Origin of the sequence: Paenibacillus sp. FSL k6-2145, assembly GCF_037976585.1 — a bacterium.
GTDB lineage: Bacteria > Bacillota > Bacilli > Paenibacillales > Paenibacillaceae > Paenibacillus.
Window position 1 is genome coordinate 3,367,972 of record NZ_CP150267.1, and the last position, 20,658, is coordinate 3,388,629.

18 protein-coding genes are annotated in these 20,658 nt (G+C 47.8%); 11 read left to right on the top strand and 7 right to left on the bottom strand.

All coding sequences use genetic code 11. From position 1 onward, the window contains the following. Positions 1–16 precede the first annotated feature (16 nt). A complete protein-coding gene (locus NZ043_RS14825) occupies positions 17–451 on the bottom strand; it encodes a MarR family transcriptional regulator (protein WP_017690321.1) in 435 nt (144 codons plus the stop codon). Between the two features lie 240 nt (positions 452–691). On the opposite strand from NZ043_RS14825, the gene NZ043_RS14830 reads away from it, so the two are divergent. The 4 genes from NZ043_RS14830 (at position 692) to NZ043_RS14845 (ending at position 3,657) form a co-directional block, all read left to right on the top strand. Beyond that, a complete protein-coding gene (locus NZ043_RS14830; protein WP_339312430.1) occupies positions 692–1,630 on the top strand; it encodes an NUDIX domain-containing protein in 939 nt (312 codons plus the stop codon). A gap of 92 nt (positions 1,631–1,722) precedes the next feature. Then, positions 1,723–2,208, top strand: a complete 486-nt coding sequence (locus tag NZ043_RS14835) for an NADAR family protein (RefSeq protein ID WP_339312431.1) — start codon at positions 1,723–1,725, stop codon at positions 2,206–2,208. Further along, positions 2,201–3,175 (top strand): TIGR02452 family protein, encoded by a 975-nt coding sequence (locus NZ043_RS14840; RefSeq protein ID WP_289391341.1) that lies wholly within the window; start codon positions 2,201–2,203, stop codon positions 3,173–3,175. The genes NZ043_RS14835 and NZ043_RS14840 overlap by 8 nt, the downstream gene beginning before the upstream one ends. Before the next feature lie 59 nt (positions 3,176–3,234). After that, positions 3,235–3,657 carry a macro domain-containing protein gene (locus NZ043_RS14845; protein WP_289391342.1) on the top strand — a complete coding sequence of 141 codons (423 nt, stop codon included), beginning with the start codon at positions 3,235–3,237 and terminating at the stop codon, positions 3,655–3,657. 171 nt (positions 3,658–3,828) lie between these two features. Here the strand turns inward: NZ043_RS14845 and NZ043_RS14850 are convergent, their stop codons facing one another. From NZ043_RS14850 to NZ043_RS14865, 4 genes are all read right to left on the bottom strand, one after another. Then, the gene (locus NZ043_RS14850; protein ID WP_289391343.1) at positions 3,829–4,776 is read right to left on the bottom strand and encodes an iron-hydroxamate ABC transporter substrate-binding protein; all 948 of its coding nucleotides are present in this window, start codon (positions 4,774–4,776) and stop codon (positions 3,829–3,831) included. Positions 4,777–4,837: 61 nt separating this feature from the next. Further along, positions 4,838–5,854 carry an iron ABC transporter permease gene (locus NZ043_RS14855; RefSeq protein WP_091034232.1) on the bottom strand — a complete coding sequence of 339 codons (1,017 nt, stop codon included), beginning with the start codon at positions 5,852–5,854 and terminating at the stop codon, positions 4,838–4,840. A gap of 2 nt (positions 5,855–5,856) precedes the next feature. Further along, the gene (locus tag NZ043_RS14860; RefSeq protein ID WP_339312438.1) at positions 5,857–6,930 is read right to left on the bottom strand and encodes an iron ABC transporter permease; all 1,074 of its coding nucleotides are present in this window, start codon (positions 6,928–6,930) and stop codon (positions 5,857–5,859) included. A 99-nt stretch (positions 6,931–7,029) separates the two neighbouring features. Then, complete coding sequence (locus NZ043_RS14865) at positions 7,030–8,760, bottom strand: AraC family transcriptional regulator (protein WP_339312440.1); 1,731 nt, start codon at positions 8,758–8,760, stop codon at positions 7,030–7,032. A gap of 486 nt (positions 8,761–9,246) precedes the next feature. Between NZ043_RS14865 and NZ043_RS14870 the strand changes: the two genes are divergently transcribed. Next, entirely contained in the window at positions 9,247–10,248 is a 1,002-nt protein-coding gene (locus NZ043_RS14870; protein ID WP_339312442.1) for a Gfo/Idh/MocA family oxidoreductase, read from the top strand. Positions 10,249–10,269: 21 nt separating this feature from the next. Then, a complete protein-coding gene (locus tag NZ043_RS14875; RefSeq protein ID WP_339312446.1) occupies positions 10,270–10,893 on the top strand; it encodes a pyroglutamyl-peptidase I in 624 nt (207 codons plus the stop codon). Between the two features lie 966 nt (positions 10,894–11,859). On the opposite strand, the gene NZ043_RS14880 is transcribed toward NZ043_RS14875, so the two are convergent. Both NZ043_RS14880 and NZ043_RS14885 read right to left on the bottom strand, forming a co-directional pair. After that, a complete protein-coding gene (locus NZ043_RS14880) occupies positions 11,860–12,702 on the bottom strand; it encodes a 1,4-dihydroxy-6-naphthoate synthase (protein ID WP_036672450.1) in 843 nt (280 codons plus the stop codon). Next, positions 12,699–13,499 carry a futalosine hydrolase gene (locus NZ043_RS14885; RefSeq protein WP_339312758.1) on the bottom strand — a complete coding sequence of 267 codons (801 nt, stop codon included), beginning with the start codon at positions 13,497–13,499 and terminating at the stop codon, positions 12,699–12,701. Before NZ043_RS14885 ends, NZ043_RS14880 begins: the two co-directional genes overlap by 4 nt. 1,330 nt (positions 13,500–14,829) lie before the next feature. Between NZ043_RS14885 and NZ043_RS14890 the strand changes: the two genes are divergently transcribed. The 5 genes from NZ043_RS14890 to NZ043_RS14910 all read left to right on the top strand — a co-directional run bounded on the left by NZ043_RS14890 (position 14,830) and on the right by NZ043_RS14910 (position 20,618). Next, on the top strand, positions 14,830–15,219 hold the full coding sequence (locus tag NZ043_RS14890) for a GntR family transcriptional regulator (protein WP_091034217.1): 390 nt from the start codon (positions 14,830–14,832) through the stop codon (positions 15,217–15,219). After that, on the top strand, positions 15,212–16,114 hold the full coding sequence (locus NZ043_RS14895; protein WP_036606401.1) for an ABC transporter ATP-binding protein: 903 nt from the start codon (positions 15,212–15,214) through the stop codon (positions 16,112–16,114). Before NZ043_RS14890 ends, NZ043_RS14895 begins: the two co-directional genes overlap by 8 nt. Continuing rightward, the gene (locus NZ043_RS14900; protein ID WP_339312449.1) at positions 16,089–18,116 is read left to right on the top strand and encodes a hypothetical protein; all 2,028 of its coding nucleotides are present in this window, start codon (positions 16,089–16,091) and stop codon (positions 18,114–18,116) included. The genes NZ043_RS14895 and NZ043_RS14900 overlap by 26 nt, the downstream gene beginning before the upstream one ends. Positions 18,117–18,630: 514 nt before the next feature. Next, on the top strand, positions 18,631–19,512 hold the full coding sequence (locus NZ043_RS14905; protein ID WP_339312451.1) for a hypothetical protein: 882 nt from the start codon (positions 18,631–18,633) through the stop codon (positions 19,510–19,512). A gap of 80 nt (positions 19,513–19,592) precedes the next feature. Next, on the top strand, positions 19,593–20,618 hold the full coding sequence (locus NZ043_RS14910) for an alpha/beta hydrolase (RefSeq protein ID WP_339312453.1): 1,026 nt from the start codon (positions 19,593–19,595) through the stop codon (positions 20,616–20,618). The last annotated feature ends 40 nt before the right edge of the window (positions 20,619–20,658 follow it).

Here is a 20,658-nt window from a genome sequence, read left to right on the forward strand (position 1 = left end):
GCGAGTCTGCATCAACTCAGGATTCACGCAGGTTTTGGAGCATACGCTGTGCAAGTGCAGACATGATCCGGGATTCTTCTGGTGTAAAATCTTTCTGGGCCTGCTGTTCCAACTCCTGAATCACTTCTCTCAATTCTTGTAACGCGGAGCGCCCCTGATCCGTCAGATAGACTCGCAGACTGCGCAGATCCTTCGGGTCTGCTTCGCGTCTCACATAACCGGATGACTCCATGCGCTTAAGCATGACGGTCACCGTAGCGGGACTGCGCTGAAGTTGTTCGGCCAGATTTTTCTGGGATTGGCCATCTTCCCGTTCAAGCTGGAACAGCAAAGGGGGCTGCCCCGGATATAACTCGGGGTGGTTCACAAGTTTCTCATGAACCTTGTAACGTTTCAGTTTCACGAGTTCGGATAGCTGTCCCATTAACCGATCGTTTTGGACTGGGTTCATATCATCTACTCCATTTCTACCTTCATTCCATCTTCTCGGTACTGAAAACCACACTTTTTGAACACGCACATTTAGTTAGTCGACTAACTAAATCTTAAGTTCGATTTGACATATCGTCAAGTGAATACAGATCATTTATTTTGGACTGGAAATATTGACCTGACATAAAATGATGTGATAAATTGATATTATCTAATTGTTAATAACATAATGTTAATAACAGAATGGAGTTTGGTTATTATGACTTATGAAGGTTCCTCTGGAGGAAAAGCTCCCGATTACCGGGAGCAACAGGAACAGGTACATATCAGTGAACAACAGTTTCTGGAAACGTATAATGCTGGTGATTACGAACGTCCTTCCGTCACCGTGGACATGTTGGTCTTTACGATACGCAGTGAGGCTCAGGAGAACTATCGCAAGCTCGCGGAACCCGAACTCCAGTTACTGCTGATCCGGCGGGGTGGCCATCCCTATCTGGGACAGTGGGCGTTACCGGGTGGATTTGTCTCCATGCAGGAATCATTGGAAGATGCTGCTCGGCGGGAATTGTTGACGGAGACGGGGCTGGATGATATTTATTTGGAGCAACTGTACACCTGGGGAGATGTGGAGCGAGATCCGCGTACACGGGTCATCAGCTGTTCCTATATGGCGCTGGTGGATAGCAGCGAGTTGGAGCTTCAGGCTGGCGATGATGCCAGTGAGGCCAATTGGTTTCGGGTGGAACAGCGACTTCTGGAAGAGAAACGCCATATCCATGAGCGTGGACGTGTGACAGAACGCAGGCTGCAGTTGATTTTGACCAATGGAACAGAAGAGTTATCGGCAATTGTTGAGACGAAAGAAACAATAGAAGGAAAAGTACGGAGCCATCGTTTGACGTTGGGGGAGGTTCAGGGGATTGCATTTGATCATGCCAAGATCATTCATTATGCGCTTGAGCGTCTGCGATCCAAGATCGAGTACACGGATATTGCATTTAATCTGATGCCGGAGACGTTTACGCTGACTGCACTTCAGAAAGTACATGAGATCATCAGTGGCAAAAAACTGCTGGCTGCCGCTTTCCGGCGCAAAATCGCCGATTGGGTCATTGAGACAGGAGAGTATGCGAGCAGTGCCGGTCATCGACCATCACGCTTATACAGATTGAATCCAGAGAGGCAGAACTTATAGAAGATGGTGTGCATCACTGAAATCGAATGAAGTCATTCAAGATGTTTGCGGGATGATTGCATACATGAGGAGCATGTAAAGAGGGGATATGGATGGAAAAGTTTACGTTTTTCTGGCGGACTGAATCTCCGTTCTCACAGTGGCACCCGGCGGATTTTACCGTGAACGGGGTTCACTACACGAGTGCGGAGCAATACATGATGCACCAGAAAGCACTGTTGTTTGGTGACCAGACCATCGCAGACAAGATTCTGAAGGCAAGCTCTGCTTCGGTGCAAAAAAAGCTGGGCAGACAGGTCGCAGGTTTCGACCGGACGTTATGGGAAGCTGAGTGCCAGCGCATCGTTTGCGAGGGGAATTGGGCCAAATTTACACAAAATGAAGAACTGCTAACCGCGCTGCGCGCCACTCGTGGAACGACTCTTGTGGAAGCAAGTCCGGATGATCGCATCTGGGGTGTGGGACTGGCGGAGGAAGACCGGCGTATTCGCAATCGAAGAACATGGCGGGGAACCAACTGGCTGGGTGAGATTTTGACCCGTCTAAGAGAAGATATAGGATGTGATTCAGATGAGTGATCAACAACAGGATAAAAACAATAGCAGTGGGCGATACAGCAACAACAGTAAACTCGATAGATCAAGTGGTATTGCCGGCTCCAATCCACGTACTATTCGGGCTAATATCGCACAGCAGACGTTGGCTATTTTGGATGAAGGGCAATACGTAAATGGGTATGATCGCAAGGTTGAGATAGGTACCGATGTGCAGCAAGCCATCCGAAATTCGGTGTTATACCGTCCAGCAGAATTGTCCGCGCTCAGAGAAAAGCTTCGTACAGAAGCTTACGTTGGAATTCAACCCACGGCCCCATCCGCTGGAGTTGAGGCTGCACCGGGTCGCATTGAAGTTACTGGCGAGACTACACTTGGAGCTGCTTTACGTTTGACGGTAGCTGAAGGAAGAGAAGATGTGGTCTGTCTGAACTTTGCATCGGCGAAAAATCCGGGCGGCGGTTTCCTTGGTGGAAGTCAGGCACAGGAAGAGAGTCTGGCCCGAGCGACAGGACTATACCCGTGCATCACCCAAATGGATGAAATGTACGAGTACAATCGCAAACAGCGATCGGGTCTCTATTCGAATTATATGATCTATTCACCGGATGTTCCGGTGATCCGGGATGACGAAGACCGATTGCTGGACAAATATTATGTATCATCATTCATTACTGCGCCAGCGGTGAATGCGGGTGTGGTGAAAGAGCGTGGAGAAGCGGATGATCTACAGATTGAGTCCGTGATGAAGGAACGTATTCGTTATATTCTGGATGTGGCTGTTTCCAACGGTCACCGTACGATTGTTCTGGGCGCGTACGGTTGCGGCGTATTTCGTAATGAACCGGCAGTGGTGGCGAAGTATTTTCATGATGTGTTAGTGGGAGAGGGATTTAAGGACTCCTTTGAACGAATTGTATTTGCGGTATATGATCGATCCGCAGGTCAGAGAACATTAAAGGCATTTCAACGTTTTTTGGCAGAGGGCTAATTAAGTAGAACAAAGGATGTAGCTTGAAGAAGGAAGCAGGACAAAAGGAGATGAATGCGATGCAGTTTCATGAGAGAGAACAGGATTTATTTGAACTGGGGGATGAGTACACGCTTGCACACTGCATATCAGCCGATGCAAGGATGGGCAAGGGCATTGCGGTACAGTTTCGCGAACGATTCGGTTTGGAAAATCTTCAAGAACAGGCGGGACAAGAGCCACTTGAGATTGGACGATGTTATCCGGTAGGACGGACGCTGAATCTGGTCACCAAGGCAAAGTTCTCCAATAAGCCGACGTATCAATCGTTGACTAATGCGGTAGAATCCATGCGAGACGTGTGTGTGAAGGATGGTATTACCAAACTGGCGATGCCCCGAATAGGATGCGGGTTGGACAGACTGAAATGGGAGAAAGTCAGTCCGATTATCCAGAAAGCTTTTGCCGATACGGATGTTGAGGTCATTGTCTGTACACTGTGAGCGCACTTGGTGGAAGAGGATGGACTGCAGCTTGCTGGCAGATCCAACGCAAAAAACCTCAGCTTTGAGGGGAATATACCGTAAGTATGATTCATACCTACGCTGTTCCAATTCAAAGTGAGGTTTTTTATTGTTTTTTATAGATGATAGGTATCAGATGTATCGGACACTTTATTTTTTGGAGAACATTTCTTTGGCTTCATCCATGGCCATTTTATTACCGATCGATGAGTAATCGAGCCAAGGTTGTGCACCAATCGGGTAGACATGACCGGCTTTGACTGCTTTCAGACCTTGCCAGATCGGATTGTTTTGCAGCTCCTTGAACATGGTCTGGGCTTCATCATCCGAATTCACAACCACAAAGATTGCATCTGCATCATAGTCCGGCAATATTTCACGGGAGACGACTTGATACGGTTTAGTCGAATCGATATCTGTGATCCCTTTGGCAGGAGTCAGACCAAGATCCTCATACAAAATGGGACCCATGGGACGACGTGTACTGAACACACGTAATTCCTTGGCAGTAACACGGATCGCCATTACTGTTCCATCACCAATCGTGTCTTGAATCAGAGATTTCACTTCTTCCGTTTCGGTCGCGTAGTCCTGAATGTATTGATCGGCTTCCTTCTCGCGATTCACGAGTTTGCCAATGTCTTTCAGATGATCGCGCCATGTACCGTCATCCAGATTGAAGACATGCACCGGAGCAATTTTTTCGAATTTGGCAATATCACCACCGGAGAATTCTTCGTCCAGATAGATCACATCGGGTTTCAGGGCAAGCAAAGCTTCCATATCCGGGTCTTTAACCGGACCAAGTGGCGTTGTATTTTGAAGTTGATCAGCAACATGGGACAGGAAACCTTTGGCTTCGCCACCGATAACGGAACCAACTGGAGTAATACCGAGAGACAGCAGATCATTGGTCAGATGGATCGACATGGAGGCAATACGTGGCTCTCCTGAACTTGCACTGTTGTCCTGATTTTTGCTTGAAGTATCCGTGGACGATCCGTCAGAAGCAGATGATGAATTATTGGCCGTTCCACAGGCTGCGAGCACAAGCACCAGACAGATACTCATGACAAGCATAAGATTTTTCTTTAACATGGGTAGTCACATTCTCCTTGAACATCTCTTGGATGTCTTTATTGTTTTTTGAAAAAAAAGATCACTTGCTTCGTACTAAAAGGTACAAAAAGTAAGGCGCACCAATCGCAGCAACCACCACGCCTGCCGGAATGGCGTTAGGCTGAAAGATCGTTCGCCCGATCGTATCGGCGGTCACCAGAATAACCATACCGATGAGTCCGGCAGCAGGGATCAGATGCCGATGCATCGGACCGACAAGCCTGCGCGCCAGATGTGGCGCTGCCAGACCGATAAAGCCGATCCCGCCAGCCATCGATACACTAACGGCAGACAAGGCCACGGCGCAGAGCAGCAAAATAATACGCTGGGATCGGACAGGTGTCCCGATACTGGTTGCGGCAGCATCTCCAAGATTGAAGGCATCGAGCGTTTTGGATCGACTCCAGATGTACGAGATACATAACACCACCCAAGGAAGCAATGCTTGCACATGAATCCAATCCCGGCCCCAGACGCTACCTGCCAACCAGCGAGCGGCAAAGGAATAGGTGTCTTCATCCAGACGCAGGGATAGGTAGAGTGTCAACGCATGGAACCCGGCCGCTACCGCGATTCCCACCAGAATCAGCTTAATGGGTGATACGCCGTTGTGCCGATCATAGGACAGCAGCATGATGATCAGAGCGGCGGCAACACTGCCTGCAAAAGCAAACAACGGGATCAGCAAGGCCACAGAGCCATCCATTGTAAAGGAGAGACTAACAAACACCATTAGTCCAAATGCTGCCCCCGCATGTAATCCCAGAATACCCGGGTCCGCCAGTGGATTGCGGGTAATCCCTTGCAGGGCTGCTCCAGCAATACCAAGTCCTGCTCCGGCCAGTACAGTTACAAGGATGCGAGGAAGTCGGTAATCAAACAGTACAATTTGATCATCCGAACTGCCATTACCAAACAAAGTCTGTAACACAGCCACTGGGGAGAGACGAATGGTTCCCGTGTTCAGGCTGATCACAATAACGGCAATGGCGATGCAGAGCAGAGTGATACTGACAACTATCGAACGTTTACCTCGTGAGGGTGTATTAAAATTCATCGCTACAAGGCCCTCCTTTCTTTACGGGCCAGATAGAGGAAGAACGGTACACCGACAAAAGCGACCATAATGCCTACCGCGAGTTCCTCGGGCGGGTTCACGATGCGTGATCCCAGATCGGCGAGCACCAGTAATATCGCTCCCAGCAGTGAAGACATCGGAATGATGAGTCGATAATCCACACCCAAAAGTTTGCGTGAGATATGGGGGATGACGAGCCCGACAAATCCAATTGAGCCTACTGCCGACACGGACACACCAGCTAGCACAACAACCGCTGCGAGGGCGAGAAACCTCGTCCAGCGCAGGTTGATCCCGAGATTAATCGCTACTTCTTCACCGAGTGACATAAGCGATACACGCCGGGCGAGTGGCATGATCAGTACTAGTGTGGCGAGCAGCACGGGAAGAATAAGCTTGAGATGCCGCCATTCTATTCCGCCAAAACCTCCCGCATACCAGAAGGCCAGATCCTGACTCAGGTCGAAATAAATGGCAACTCCTGTGCTGAGCGAGGTTAACATGGCTGCAATAACGGCTCCGGCAACGGTCAGTCTGATGGAATTCAGACCACCAGGTGCTGCCATTCCAAGCAGGAAGATAAGCAGTGTGCCGAGAACAGCCCCCAGGAATGATAAAAACATAATCCAGCCGTACGGCAGTCCGGGCCAAAAGGCAAAGCTCAGTGCTACGACAAAAGTGGCTCCAGCATTGATGCCCAGAATGCCCGTGTCTGCCAGCGGATTACGCGTAATACCTTGCATTAAAGCTCCTGCAACGGCAAAGGCAGCACCGATAATAACCGCGGCAAGGACACGAGGCAGCCGCAGTTCATGAATAATCTGATGTGGTGTCAAAGCTGGGTTGTACTGAAATATGGCAGCCCATACGGTTTCCAGCGTTAACCCTTTGGCACCTAAAGAGATTGCGACAAACATACTTAGCAGCAGTATGGCTATGGCAGACAAAAACGTCAGCCCAACGGTCACTGCAGATTTTTTTGAATTAGACGGACGATGTGGCAGTCCCGGATGTTGAATACGGGTCACTCCTTTGGTACCAACAACGCATTTCATTGTTATTGATTATCATTATCAATTAGTGATCATTATAGAATCTTAATTCAGGCCCGTACATGGCATAAATTAAGATTCTGGAGATGGACATTTTTTAGATTACAAAAGTGAAGGTTTGTTCGTCAACATAGAGAGCGCTTCATCGAGCTGGATGTTGATGGAATATGGAGCATATACGACCCATGAGTTCCAGTCGATGAGATGTACACGTCCGTTTTTTACCGCAGGATGGCTGTTCCATAGTGAATTCGAAGCCATCTCTTTCAACAGTGTTGCCTTTTCATGCATAGAATTAATCGCCAGTACTAGCACATCTGCCTCCAGTCCGTCCCATTCCCCTGGTGTGAAGGGCAGCCAGTTGAATCCAACGCCGGGAGATTTGCCAGCCAGTTCGGTCTGAATCCGCTGAGGAGCGGCCAATTGCAAGGTTCGATAAAAGACATGTCCGAAGTTGCGATGGCTGTACATCCGTGGACCTTTAGGCGTTAACGTGCCAACGGCAACGGTGATGTCCCCGACGAATTCCTTGATTTTTTTGCGTGCACGCTCTGCCTTGCGTTCATGTCGATCCAGCCAATCTGTGGCTGCTTGGGTACGATCCACTATGGATGCAATCTGATGCAGATGACCAAAGACGTCTGTCTGGTTCCAGGGAATCGTGATGATGGGGGCGATATCGCCAATATGCTCCATCGCTTTGGCAGCTGCATTGTCCTTGGTCAGAATCAATTCAGGATTTACATCCAGGAAGGCCTGACGTCCCTGTTCCCACGGTTCATAAGCGTGGAAGGGCAGTGCCAGCGATTTGGGCATATGAGGCAGGTGGCCCTGAATCTGAGCTGCGCATGGCGTGATGCCAAGTGTCATCAGGTGGTCCGTGTATGGATAGGAGAGCGACACGATATTCCGATGGACCTGCTTCGCATAGGAAGTGGGGGCATATCCAGCATGGTTCCGGAAACGTCGGCTGAAATAGAATTCGTCACGGTAACCCACTTCACGAGCCACATCACGGATACGCAGATCGGAAGTGAGCAACAATTCCTTGGCCCGGTTCATACGCAGATGAGTGATGTATTCAATCGGATTTTTCTGCATGCGGCTCTTGAATAGCTGCGAGTAATAGGATGGATGCATGTCAGCCAGTTCAGCCAACTTTTCCAGCTTGATCTCGTGCATGTAGTTTTCGCGCATGTATTGCAGGGTGGACCTAAGCCACTGTTCGGGTTCATCCTGTCCAGCCACTACGTCAGTCTGGTCTTCTTGAGGCCAGAGTATATGTAACAGTTCTGTCAGGAGGAGCTGTGCTTTCAAGCCTGTTTCCAGTCCTTCTTGGGTTAATTGTGTAAGCTGTGCGGCAATGCGCTGTATACCGTAAAATGGGCCCTGAATCCAGCCTGTAACAGGTGAACTGAGCTCACGTTCGTAGATTCGTCTGGCTTTTGTCTTCTCCGTAGCCCGATACAGATCAAAGTGAATGATATACAGTTCAATATCATGGTCTTCATCTCCGATCAGTTCAATTGCAGTTCCTGGTGTGCACAGACAAGCTGATTTGCGAACCACGTGGGATTCGGTCTCATTCATGATCAGTTGGCCTGTGAATTTGTGCATGTATATGAAGGTATGATGAGCTAGCTCAGTTGTGGACCAGCGCCATTTCCCACGGGTTATTATATGTTCTGCCTGACGAAGTTCAATCAGGGTATCATTCAGGAAGGCATCCAGGCCTGCCCGGGTTGAGGATTCCTTTTCTGCATTGGGACTTGTCTGCTGATGTAACATGTGTGGATTCATGCCGCTGTGGGTGGTACCGGGAATGGTAGTCATGGTGCTATGCGACCTCCTCTCTTTTGAACAGTTAGATAATGATTGAATCTGGAACTTACCATATTTTCTTGGACCTGTAGGTCTTTCTTGAACAACTATTGATGCGTTTTGCATGATGTTATGATTACTGGCTGCCTTGTCCAAAGCGCGTTTGCAGTATAGTCAGGGTTTTATGAATAGCACACGGGTATGATCCCGTTATCAGATGTGATCGATAGTTTAACCAGATTGTCGCTAGTTACAAGTATGTTTAGGGACAAGACTTCTTGGCCCTAGTCTGCTGATAATCTTAGCAAATCTACTGGAGAATTGAAATGTACACAGATATGTTCGAGGCCCTGATGAGCTTGAATTCTATTGAAAGCACATAATCGAAATCGTTTTCTGACGTAAGCGTTTCTTTTTGGTAAAATAAAGGGGATAACATGTTGGCCTGATCTGAATCATGAACCTTTTCAACTCAAATTGCAGTAGGGAGGCTTTAATATGACAGAAGTAGTGGGACGGGACAAAGTACGCTGGGGCATTATGGGCACGGGATGGATTGCATCCCAGTTTGCAAAGGATTTGGAGCATGCCGGGAACGCAGAGAAAGCAGCGGTAGGTTCACGGACAGCGGGAAGTGCGGAGAAGTTTGCAGCTGAATATGGTTTTGCACGCGCTTACGGTTCTTATGATGAGATGCTTCAGGATCCTGAGGTAGATATTATCTATGTGGCCACACCTCATCCTGTGCATAAGGAGAATGTAATGGCTTGTCTGGAGGCAGGTAAAGCGGTGCTCTGTGAAAAGCCGTTTACGATGAATGCGCGTCAGTTGGAGCAACTGGTGGAGACGGCACGGGAGCGCAACCTTTTCCTGATGGAAGGGATGTGGACACGCTTTTTGCCACCAATCGCTCAAGCCAGAGCATGGATTGCAGAAGGACGAATCGGTGAAGTACGTTTGCTCCAGGCAGACTTTGGATTCCGTGTTGGCTGGGAGCCGGAAGGAAGGTTGCTTAATCCGGATCTGGGTGGGGGCGCATTGCTGGATGCAGGAGTGTACCCGATTTCTTTTGCTTCGATGATCTTTGGCGAACAGCCCCAGCATGTATGGAGTACGGCCAATATCGGTGAGACGGGTGTGGACGAGCAGTTTTCCGTATTATTGTCCTATTCCGAGGGACGTTCTGCGTCACTGAGTGCTGCCATTCGTCTGAACCTCAGCAATGAAGCGGTCATATACGGTACGGAAGGCAAGATTCGTCTCCCTTTATTCCTGGCGGGCAAAGAAGCCTATCTGCATGTGAATGGTCAGGATGAGCCGGAGAAGTTCACGGATGATCGAACGTGCATTGGTTATGCTTTTGAGGCAGAAGAAGCGGGACGCTGTATCCTAGAAGACCGCACGGAGAGCAATACCATTAAACTGGACGAATCTCTGGAAATTATGAAGCTGATGGACACCATTCGGGGCCAGTGGGGTTTGCGTTACAAATCGGAGTAAACAGACAGGAGCTGACATGTGATGGTGAAGATTCTGATATCCGGGTTTGAACCTTTTGGCGGGGATGCGGTGAATCCGACGGGGGTGTTAATGGAGGCTCTTGCAAACGAAGTGATCGAGGGTGCTGAGCTAAAAACAGTACTGTTGCCCGTGCACTTCGATGAATGTGCAGACCTGCTGATCGCAGAGATGGAAGCCTATCGGCCAGATGTTGTCATCGCCTGTGGGCTGGCCAAGGGCAGAACGTCCATCACACCGGAGCGGATCGCCGTGAATGTCAAAGATATTCCGCCTGGCTCCTACGCAGATAACCAGGGGCAGCGTCCTGTGGACGAGCCCATTGCAGATGGCAGCCCGGACGGTTTGTTCTCCACGTTGCCCATACGTGCCATGGTGAATGACATGTCCGCAGCAGGTATTCCCGCTGCCGTGTCCAATACAGCAGGTACATATATCTGCAACAACACAATGTACCGGGTGCTGGATCACATTCGAGTAGGGCAACTTCCGATCCGTGCCGGATTTGTACACTTTCCCGCCTCTACAGAGATGGCTGTGTTGCAGCCTTCCGTTCCTTCGCTGCCTATTCCCATGATGTTGGATGCGCTACGGATTATGATCCGCACGGTTGTAGCTGATTCGTAGGGGATGGTTGGATTCGTAGACCGCAGTTGTGAAAGGGAGAGCTGTGGGTTGGGAATGGGTTACAGTAGGGTTCAAGATGACGTGGAGAGCGTGGAGTTGCAAGGGTTTCTTTCTGCTTCGATCTTGGGTTGAGTAGAGTGATAGATATGAGTATAGATATGAAGTTGAATATAGAGTGAAAAAAGAGCTGTCCCAACGTCATTTGTCTGACGTTAGGGGACAGCTCTTTCTATTTTGTGTGTCACGTGTAGACAAACATGGTTAGTAAGGCCACTAGTTTGCAGCAAAGTACCTTGATGCAAGTATTTCGCCTAGACTCTAAAACCGTAACCACGAACCAAAAACCGCAAACGGCCAATTCGAAACCCGAAATCCGAAACTACAAACTCGAAACCCGGTAAGGCTTATATAACTTTTGCTGGAAAGTAGGGACTCAGCGTAATAGGTGCGGGGGAGTTTAAGGATAGACTCCGATTCGTGAGCCTTCTAAGCTTCTGAATACAACCTCTATTAACCCGAAGTAACCAAGCTCTTACAAAAACAAGACGTTAGAACACGACCATCACCCTGGCTAGCTAAGAGTTGTATCCACGAATGTACCCTATGCAGAACTTTAACGAATCGAGCGCACGCTATTCGCTGGAAATACGCACATACTAATTTCTAACGACTTTCGAATACCCCGGATAGGCTTCAACGAAGCTTGCTCCTCAGAACACCGTGGGACGGACTATAATGAACCGAGTACACGCTATTCGCCGAAAATCTGCACATTCCAATTTCTAACGAATTGTAGAAGCGTTATTGTGTGGCATTAGGCGTGTTTGTCGGTGATATGAACGAATTTTAGCTAAATAGAGTGTCTGGGATTCTTTAGAATTCTCATACCACGTTATTCGGCTAAATAAGATGTGCTGTGTTCTTTAGATATAGAGCGAAGAGAAACTAACTCAAATTAAAGTAAAGTTAGATTCGCAACAGATCAAGGTCGAACTCAGGAACGAGTCCTTCTTTCATGGCGCGGCCAAGCAGTGCAGTGATTGCACCGTAACCATCATCACCCAGGTTGGCGCTGAACTCATTAACGTACAGTCCGATATGCTGTGCAGCTACGTCAGGGTCCATTTCTTGGGCATGTTCCATAACGTATGCTCTCGACTCATCCGGGTGCGCCCATGCATATTCAACGGAGGCGCGTGCCCATCCGGCGAGGGCATGAGCATCCATGTTGCGACGTGCAATGATCGCTCCAAGCGGAATCGGAAGACCCGTATCACTTTCCCACCAGTTACCAAGATCGGTCATCAGTTTGAGATCATAGTTCTGGTACGTGAAGCGTGCTTCATGGATAACAAGTCCGGCATCGATCTTGCCGTCTCGCACAGCAGGCATGATCTGGTCGAATGGCATGACCACAATCTCGCCTACACCGCCGGGAACATTTTGCGCTGCCCACAGACGGAATAATAGATATGCTGTCGAGCGTTCACTAGGCACAGCAACCCGTCGTCCAGACAGATATGCTGGATCGGTCGTGCCATTTGCGGTCAGAACCAAAGGACCACAACCTCTGCCAAGTGCGCCTCCAGCAGGAAGCAGAGCATAGTCAGACAACACGTATGGCAGTGCTGCATAAGATATTTTCATCACTTCAGGTGTGTCAGGTCCATCGGGATTTGCCGCCAGACCATTGGTAATATCAATATCAGCATAACGGACATCCAGCTCAGGTGCGCCTGGGATCAACCCGTGCACCCACGCGTGAAAGATAAATGTATCATTTGGACAAGGGGAAAATGCAATTTTCATGATGTAATAACCTCCCGTAAAATGGAACTTGCAGTCTGAAGCGCATCGAGGGCATCCTTGATGCGCCAAGCGTCGCGGTCGCGTGGACCGACCGCGTTGGATATGGCCCGCAGTTCGAGTGCTGGCACGCCGAACTGCTGGGCAGCTGTTGCCACGCCGAAGCCTTCCATGCCTTCGGCGGCGGCATCCGGCACGCGGCGCAATAGCTCCGCGGCCGTCTCCGCTGTTCCGGTCGCCGTGGAAACGGTGACCGCAGTGCCTCCGCTGACAGCGAGCCCGGCCCGCTGCAGCTCATGGCGCAGGCGAGCGGCAAGCTCCGCGTCCGCCGCTACAATAGACGAGCCGAATCCGAGCTCGTCCACACTAAGGAAGCCGTCTGGCGTCTGCGAGCCCAGATCGGCGGCAACCATGGCGTCGGCTACCACGAGGGAGCCGACGTCTGCCCGGCCGGGGAACCCGCCGCCGATGCCGGCACTGATCACCAGCATGTAGGCTGGTGAAGATCCGGCTCCGGCAAGGGGCCCCGGCCTTGAAGATGTGGCAGATGCCTGTGCCACATCGGATGGGCTTGGCGCAGTAGAACCCTGCGCCAACGCCCTAGTGCTTGCAGTCGCTACGGCATATGCCAATGTAGCGGCTGTTCCTGCTGCGGCCGAGGCTGGGCCAACGCCCGCTGCGATGACGTCAAATCTTTCCGCGCCCGTGTCTCCCAAACCACGGAGGACCGCATCTTTCTCCGCATCAACCGCGGTTACAATTAACACACGTTGTGATGAATTTGCGTGTACCGGACTTATATCTGAAGTGTTTATTTTCCCAGTTGAATCCCCGTGGTGTCCATTATTTTCGAATGATGCGTTTGGTTCATTATTCTGCTCTTTATCCTGTCTATGTTCATTCATCTCGGATTCTCCTTGTGAGGTATTCGAAGCGTAACCTATGCCTCCATAATATCTTTCTTACAGCAAGCTTTTAGCTACACTTCTTAGGGTTATTACTGCCTTCTATATTTCCGTGTACATGTATAGTTCAACTTATATAAATGGAATTCGGACATAGTTTTGTCCACTATGAAAGGACATTTATCTTCATTTTGTCTTTCAAAGAGTGGACACTTTTTCTAAAAAGGTACTATACCCATCCTTTAAAATAACACACTACATATAGATTTTTTCGGACGTAAAATTACAAATGATCTATATGTAGAAATCAAACTCCAGAGTGCTTTCTCATGTCTGTGTCCACCCTTTGAAAGACATATCTACAATATGTATGCTCAGTGCGGACAGCACGAGTTGGCGCTCAAAAAGGTCAGATAAACGATTGAAAAGGCTGAAGACTGCCCCGACCCAATTAACGTTAATCATATATCCCATCGAATTATTTACCACAAACCAAATGAATAACTGGCCGACTCTACACCCGATCCCTACATAGTAGCTCATTTGTGTAAACTCATTTGTGCAAACCCGAACTTAAAGCAAGTACATAGTCTCGCTAACTCTAATATAGCTGCCTGCTGAACAGCCAACTACTGTGCAGACAACAGATCTATAACGCAAAACAAAATATATAACGCATAACAGACCTAACAATCAATCAGATTAAATGCGCACAAAAAAGTAGCCAAGATACAGTGATTATTGAACAATACTTCATCTCCATCATAACGGAAGGGGAAAGACCTGAACAACCTTTACATGTAATTCTGTCAAAGCGGTCAAGCAAAGTTCTGGGTAGCCGTATCACTTCGAGTAGCCACATCTAGCCACATCGCTTCAGATAGCCGTTTTGCCTCACCTCATGTGAACGCCACCCTGATCGTGCCGCGTCCTAAGCCGGAATGAACCTGCTTTCCAAAATTATATATGTCATTTGAACCATATAACCTCTCTTTATTAACGTACTCCCAATAAAACAAGAAGTCAAAGTCAACGGTTGACAATTCGATTTAACTGTATTAATAATAGTAGTACAGTTAATACACCTAAGAGTTGAATAGTACGGCACTACAGCTGTACAGCTTAGGTAACGCCTTTTTACACCTAGATATTTGCACATACACCTCAGATACAGTCATTTAAAACCCATAAGTTATTTCACACATTTACAGAAAGGAGGTGCGGGATGTTCGAATTAGATGTACGCAGCCGTAAGGCGATCTACGAGCAACTAGTGGACAAAGTCAAAGAAATGATCGTATACGGTATTCTAAAGCCCGACGAGCAGCTTCCTTCCGTTCGTGCGTTATCCACGCAGCTGACCGTAAATCCAAATACGATTCAGAAAGCGTATCGCGAGCTTGAACGTGAAGGTTACATTTATTCTTTGAAGGGAAAAGGGAGCTTCGTATCATCGTCTGTGGAACATCCGAATGAAGCCATGAGAGATGAGATCAGAGAGTCTCTGGTGAAGTTGATTGCAGAAGCTTCGTATTCCGGTTTGACCAAAGCGGATATGACGCTTTTGTTTGAGGAAGCGATGGCCCGTATAGAGAAGGAGGAGCCTCATGATTGAGCTGAATCAAGTCGTCAAAGCATTTGAACAGGAAAAGGCAGTGGATGGCGTAACGATGCACATACATAAGGGGTCGATCTATGGTTTGCTCGGTTCCAACGGGGCAGGCAAGACATCGCTGCTCAAAATGATGGCTGGTATTTACCGTCAGGACAGCGGGACTGTTCGTATCGAAGATAATGAGATTTATGAAAATATGGATCTCAAAGGCCGCACAATCTTTATGGCCGATTCGCCCTACTTTTTCCCGCAATCTTCAATAACTCAGATGGCTGCATTTTATCGTTCGGTATATCCACGCTGGAATGAGGAGCGGTTCAAGCAACTGGCTACCGTGTTCAAACTGGATGTAAAACGCAAGCTGCATCGCATGTCCAAAGGCATGCGCCGTCAGGCAGCCGTATGGCTGGGACTTAGCTGTATGCCTGAAGTGCTGCTGATGGATGAGCCGATTGATGGCCTTGACCCGGTCATGCGTCAGCAGATCAAAAACTTGCTGTTCCAGGAAGCAGCTGAGCGTCAGGTGACCATTGTCATCTCGTCCCACAACTTGCGTGAGATCGAAGATCTGTGTGACCATGTGGCGATTATGCACAAAGGCCGAATTATTGTAGAGAAGGATCTTGATGATCTGAAGGCCGATACGCATAAAATCCAAGTCGCTTTCCGCCACCCGGACCATGCCAAAGCCATGGATGAGCAGATTGATATTTTACATGAAGAGAAACGGGGAAGTGTATCCCTGTACATTGTCAAAGGCAACCGACAACAGGTAACGGATCAATTCCGTATACATGATCCGTATCTGCTGGATGTACTGCCTTTGACGCTCGAAGAAATCTTTATTTACGAAATGGAGGACGCAGGGTATGATATTCAACCGATTGTTCTGTAACCGGGGCATCCTGATCCAAAATTTCAGACAGCATGGATGGATAGGCATTTTATTTCTCATCACATTGTTGTTCTCGTTACCTTTATATATTGCTACCGAGTACAGAGATGTGCCACAGCAGATTACAAGTTTGTTTCAGGCCAATGGTGAAGTGCAGATTTTGTTCGCTATCACACTGCCCGTAGCGGCTGGAATCTTTCTTTTTCGGTACATTCAATCTGGTGCACCTTCGGATCTGTTCCATAGTTTGCCGTTACGTCGTAAACATCTATTAACGATTAATCTGTTGACCGGATATGCCATGATCCTGATTCCAATCTGGATTACAACTGCGATTACCGGCTGGGTATGGGCGGTACTGGATCAACCTGCGTTTTTGTTCGATGGCAGTACAATCTGGATGTGGGGCTTGAGCATGAGTATCTACTCGCTATTTATGTTCATGCTAACTGTAGCGGTCGGCATGTGTATTGGTCAATCTGTATTGCAGGGACTCACCGTGTACGCACTCGTCTTGTTACCTGTTGTCGTATGGTTCATTATGTCACTTCATCTCCAGCATTATTTGCTCGGATATGCTTTTGAAGAAGTGGGCTTTAATGCGGAGAAACTCTCACTTGTCCTGCGTGTGGGTTCGATCAGTAACCTCCCTGTAATCCGTCTGGAGTTAATTATCTATGCTATATTTGCAATCCTGTTTATTCCTCTAACCTATTTACTTTATGCGAAGAGACAGGTTGAATCTGCTACTCAAGCAGTTACGTTTAAACTTATAAAACCTATATTCCGCTTTGGATTGATGTTTACATTGGTTCTGATTGGCGGAGGTTACTTTACAATGATTGCTCCAAGAGGATCAGCTGGGTGGGGAATCTTCGGATATATCCTCGGCGGAATTGTAGGTTATATCGTTGCCGAGATGATTATTCGCAAAACATGGCTGATCTGGAGCAGCAGGCTGCTACCCAAGCTGATTCTATATGGTATCATCGCTGGTCTGATACTGTACGTACCTATTGCCGACTGGAATGGATACGCCGCTCGAGTGCCTGAAATGAGCAAGGTGAACAGCATCAAGCTTGGTGGGGAGAGTTATACCTACAGTAACGGTGTCACTCAGAAAAAGGACGATGCTCACCTCTATTCTAATGATCCGGAATACATGGGGGCAGTTATCGCTCTTCATCAAAAAATTGTGGATTCCGATCTTCCTTTACTGAATGATCCGATCAATTCGGGTATGCGTAACGATGAGTATGTATTTATTAACTACAAGCTGGATAACGGCAAGGTGATGAAACGTAAATACTACATTCCAGAAGCGGAATTCCATCAAGAATTAATGGCTCTGAAACAGTCCCAGGATTACAAAAGAGTCGCCTTTGAAACGTATAAGCTGGATGAAGATGCGTTAAGTTTCGGCATTCGCTCTGCCATAAGTTCATACCGGAAGGTTTATATTAGCAATCCGAAGCAAGTCCGTGAGTTCAAAGCATTGTTGAAACAGGACATTTTGGATCAGACCTATGAAGAACAGCGATCTTCGTGGCAGTCGTTTGCTTACGCGGAGATGAATCAGGACTCTACTTCGAAAGATCCATTTCAACCGAGGGAGATGTGGAATTTTGAGATCAAACCTAGCTATGATCGGGTATTGGCTTGGCTGAAGGAGAACAAATTATACGACCAGTTGCTTGTCCAGTCAGATGAGATTGTCTCCGCTCAGTTTGCGAAGCAGGAGATTAACAGTCCGGGTTCGCTTCAGTGGGCTACACCGCAGCCCGAATATATCGATGGAAATCTAAGTGGTAACAAACAGATAGCAACCCAAAACAAAGAAATCATTAGCGATTTGCTCAAACGTCAACGGTCTGGTTATCTAACAGAGAAAGATACCGTTTATCAGATCAAGTTGAATGTAATTCGTGGCGAGAACATCTATATGATGTTAAAAGAAGAGGATCTGACCGAGGCAATGAAAGCTATTTTGGTCAATCAATAAGTTGAGCTGTATACGTTGTTGATTAAATGCGGGAAGGGTTCTCCCGTTGTTTGAAGGGTTGATATTAGACCAGTTAAACTAGTACGACTTGACCAGATACAACGAATGGAATATATTAGAAAAAGGAAAGGTTCGAGCGACTCGTTCAATCGAATCTCATATGGAACGGCTTATGAGGGAAGCACCCGTAAGAGCAGGCAAATGCCTGACTTGCGGGTGCTTTTTTGTCGTTCGCTGATTTCGTTGGCTATTCTGCTAAATATTTTAGAAGAAAGGGTGTTAGAGACGCATGCAAACAGAAGCATGGAAGGGAACGATAAATGAACAGGAGGCCATGGCATGTTGTTGTTCCCTATTGGAAAGAACAAGCTCGCATAACTTCATAGAACATCACGGATTTTTGGAAGAAACGAAGGGGCGACAGCATATCGAGGATATAGTTACAGCGGATATAGCTTTAATGGAGACGAGTGACATTCTATTCCCTTCTCCAATAGCAGGTAGCCATAGTCACATGATGGAACAAAGTAACGTCCGGTTTCGTCAATTGCCATCGTTGACTCATCTTATTTTCGGATCACGCCTGTTTATAGGGCTTGTAATTCTGTTCAGCGCAGGCACGATCTATTTTGCTTCTTCAGTGGAGGCTGCGGGCATAGATCTTGGCGTAACCGCGCAGAAAGCCTGGGACTCCGTTTTGATCAAAGCCGATGCACAAACCAAGTTAACGTTGAAGCAAGCATACGAGAAAGTGGGGAACTGGAAGACACAAGAGCAGGCTTGGGAACAAAAAATAAAGACACTTCATGCCGCCAATACCGCGGAATTGGAGCGATTACGTGTAGAAATAAGACAAACCGATGCTGCGAAGGTCGCAGCTCTAGCTGAAAAGGTAAAGCAAACACAAGCCCGATACGAACCGCTATTCGCCCTCTATAGTTCTGTCAATAGACAGTTGGATGCAGCCAAAGCTATCAAAAATAAGGAATGGAGTGCAGCAATCCGCACTCAGGCAGAGACGTTGAGACCCGTTGTGAAGCTTGCCAGAGAAGACATCCGGATCAAGAAAAAGGAACTTGCTGAAGCACGTAAATGGAAGAGCGCTGAAATAAAACGTTTACGAGCTATGCTGGCAGGGGCTGACTCCGCGAAGAAACAGATTCAAACGGCTAAAAAACAGGCAAGTCTGGCAAAAGAACGATATTCCAACGCTCTCCAACAGTTCAAACAGAGTACAAAGCAAAGCCAAACGTCGCGTGTACTCAGCTCATTGAACACATTGGCTTCTGCAGCAGAGAAGTGGGCAGGCTCGAAACAAAATATTCATACACTGGAGCAAAAAGTATCCACTACATATGTGAAAGTCAGACAGGAAATTGCCAAAAGACCCAAATAAGAGGAAACCCGGTCCTCTCCGCAACGTACACAACTTTAGACGTAAAGACGCTTCGATGATGATGGAACGAGGTGAAGTTATTGCAGTCCAAGTTAGAAACGAAACGTACGGGGGCAAGAGGGTTTAAACGTAAATGGTACTGGATTCCCAGCATGGTACTAATTTTGATCATAGTTTTTATTGGGATTGGTACACAATGGACACCCAAAATAACGGTATTTTTATTAAAGTCATTAATTGAAACTACTAATCCTGACACAAATAGCAAGGACACTATGCTCTCGGATGGGATAATTCGTGTTGCGGATGTACCCTATGCAGACAAAGGGAGTAATGACAGTACGCTGGATATCTATTATCCTTCCGTAACATCGGAACCTTTGCCTGTTGTGTTGTGGGTTCATGGCGGTGGATGGGTCTTGGGCGACAAAAAGGATATCGCAGATTATGCCGTTCAATTAGCCAAGCAGGGTTACGTTGTGGTCAGTATGAATTATGCGCTCGCACCGGATACGAAATATCCCATTCCCGTGATCCAGACGAATCAGGCATTGACTTACGTGAAAAACCATGTCAGTGAGTATCAGGGTGACCCGGAAAACATATTTCTTGCAGGCAATTCGGCAGGTGCCCAGATTGCAAGTCAGACTGCGGCAGTGGTGACAAATTCTTCTCTCGCCAACCTGATGAACATAACACCAGCCGCCCAGCCAGAAGAGTTGCGTGGGGTTCTGCTATTCTGTGGTCCATACAATCTAAGTACGGTAGCCAATACAGGCTTTCCACTCATACGGACATTTCTCTGGTCATATACGGGAGTCAAAACATTCGAAGACTATCCACGTCTGCATGAAATGTCGACCGTGCTTCAGGCCACAGCAGCGTACCCGCCTGCATTTATTACCTCAGGCAATGATGACCCGTTGACCAGTCAATCGATTGAGCTGGCACAAGTATTGAAGCGCCTTGATGTTGAGGTGGAAACCTTGTTTTTCTCGAACTCATCAGAGAAGCTGGGACATGATTATCAATTTGATCTGGAGAGTGACGCTGGACAACAGGCGATACATTCAGCAGTACGATTCATGCAACAGTATAGTCGATGAGCAGACAAGTCTGTGGTACACTCGAAGCAAATGAGGGCGC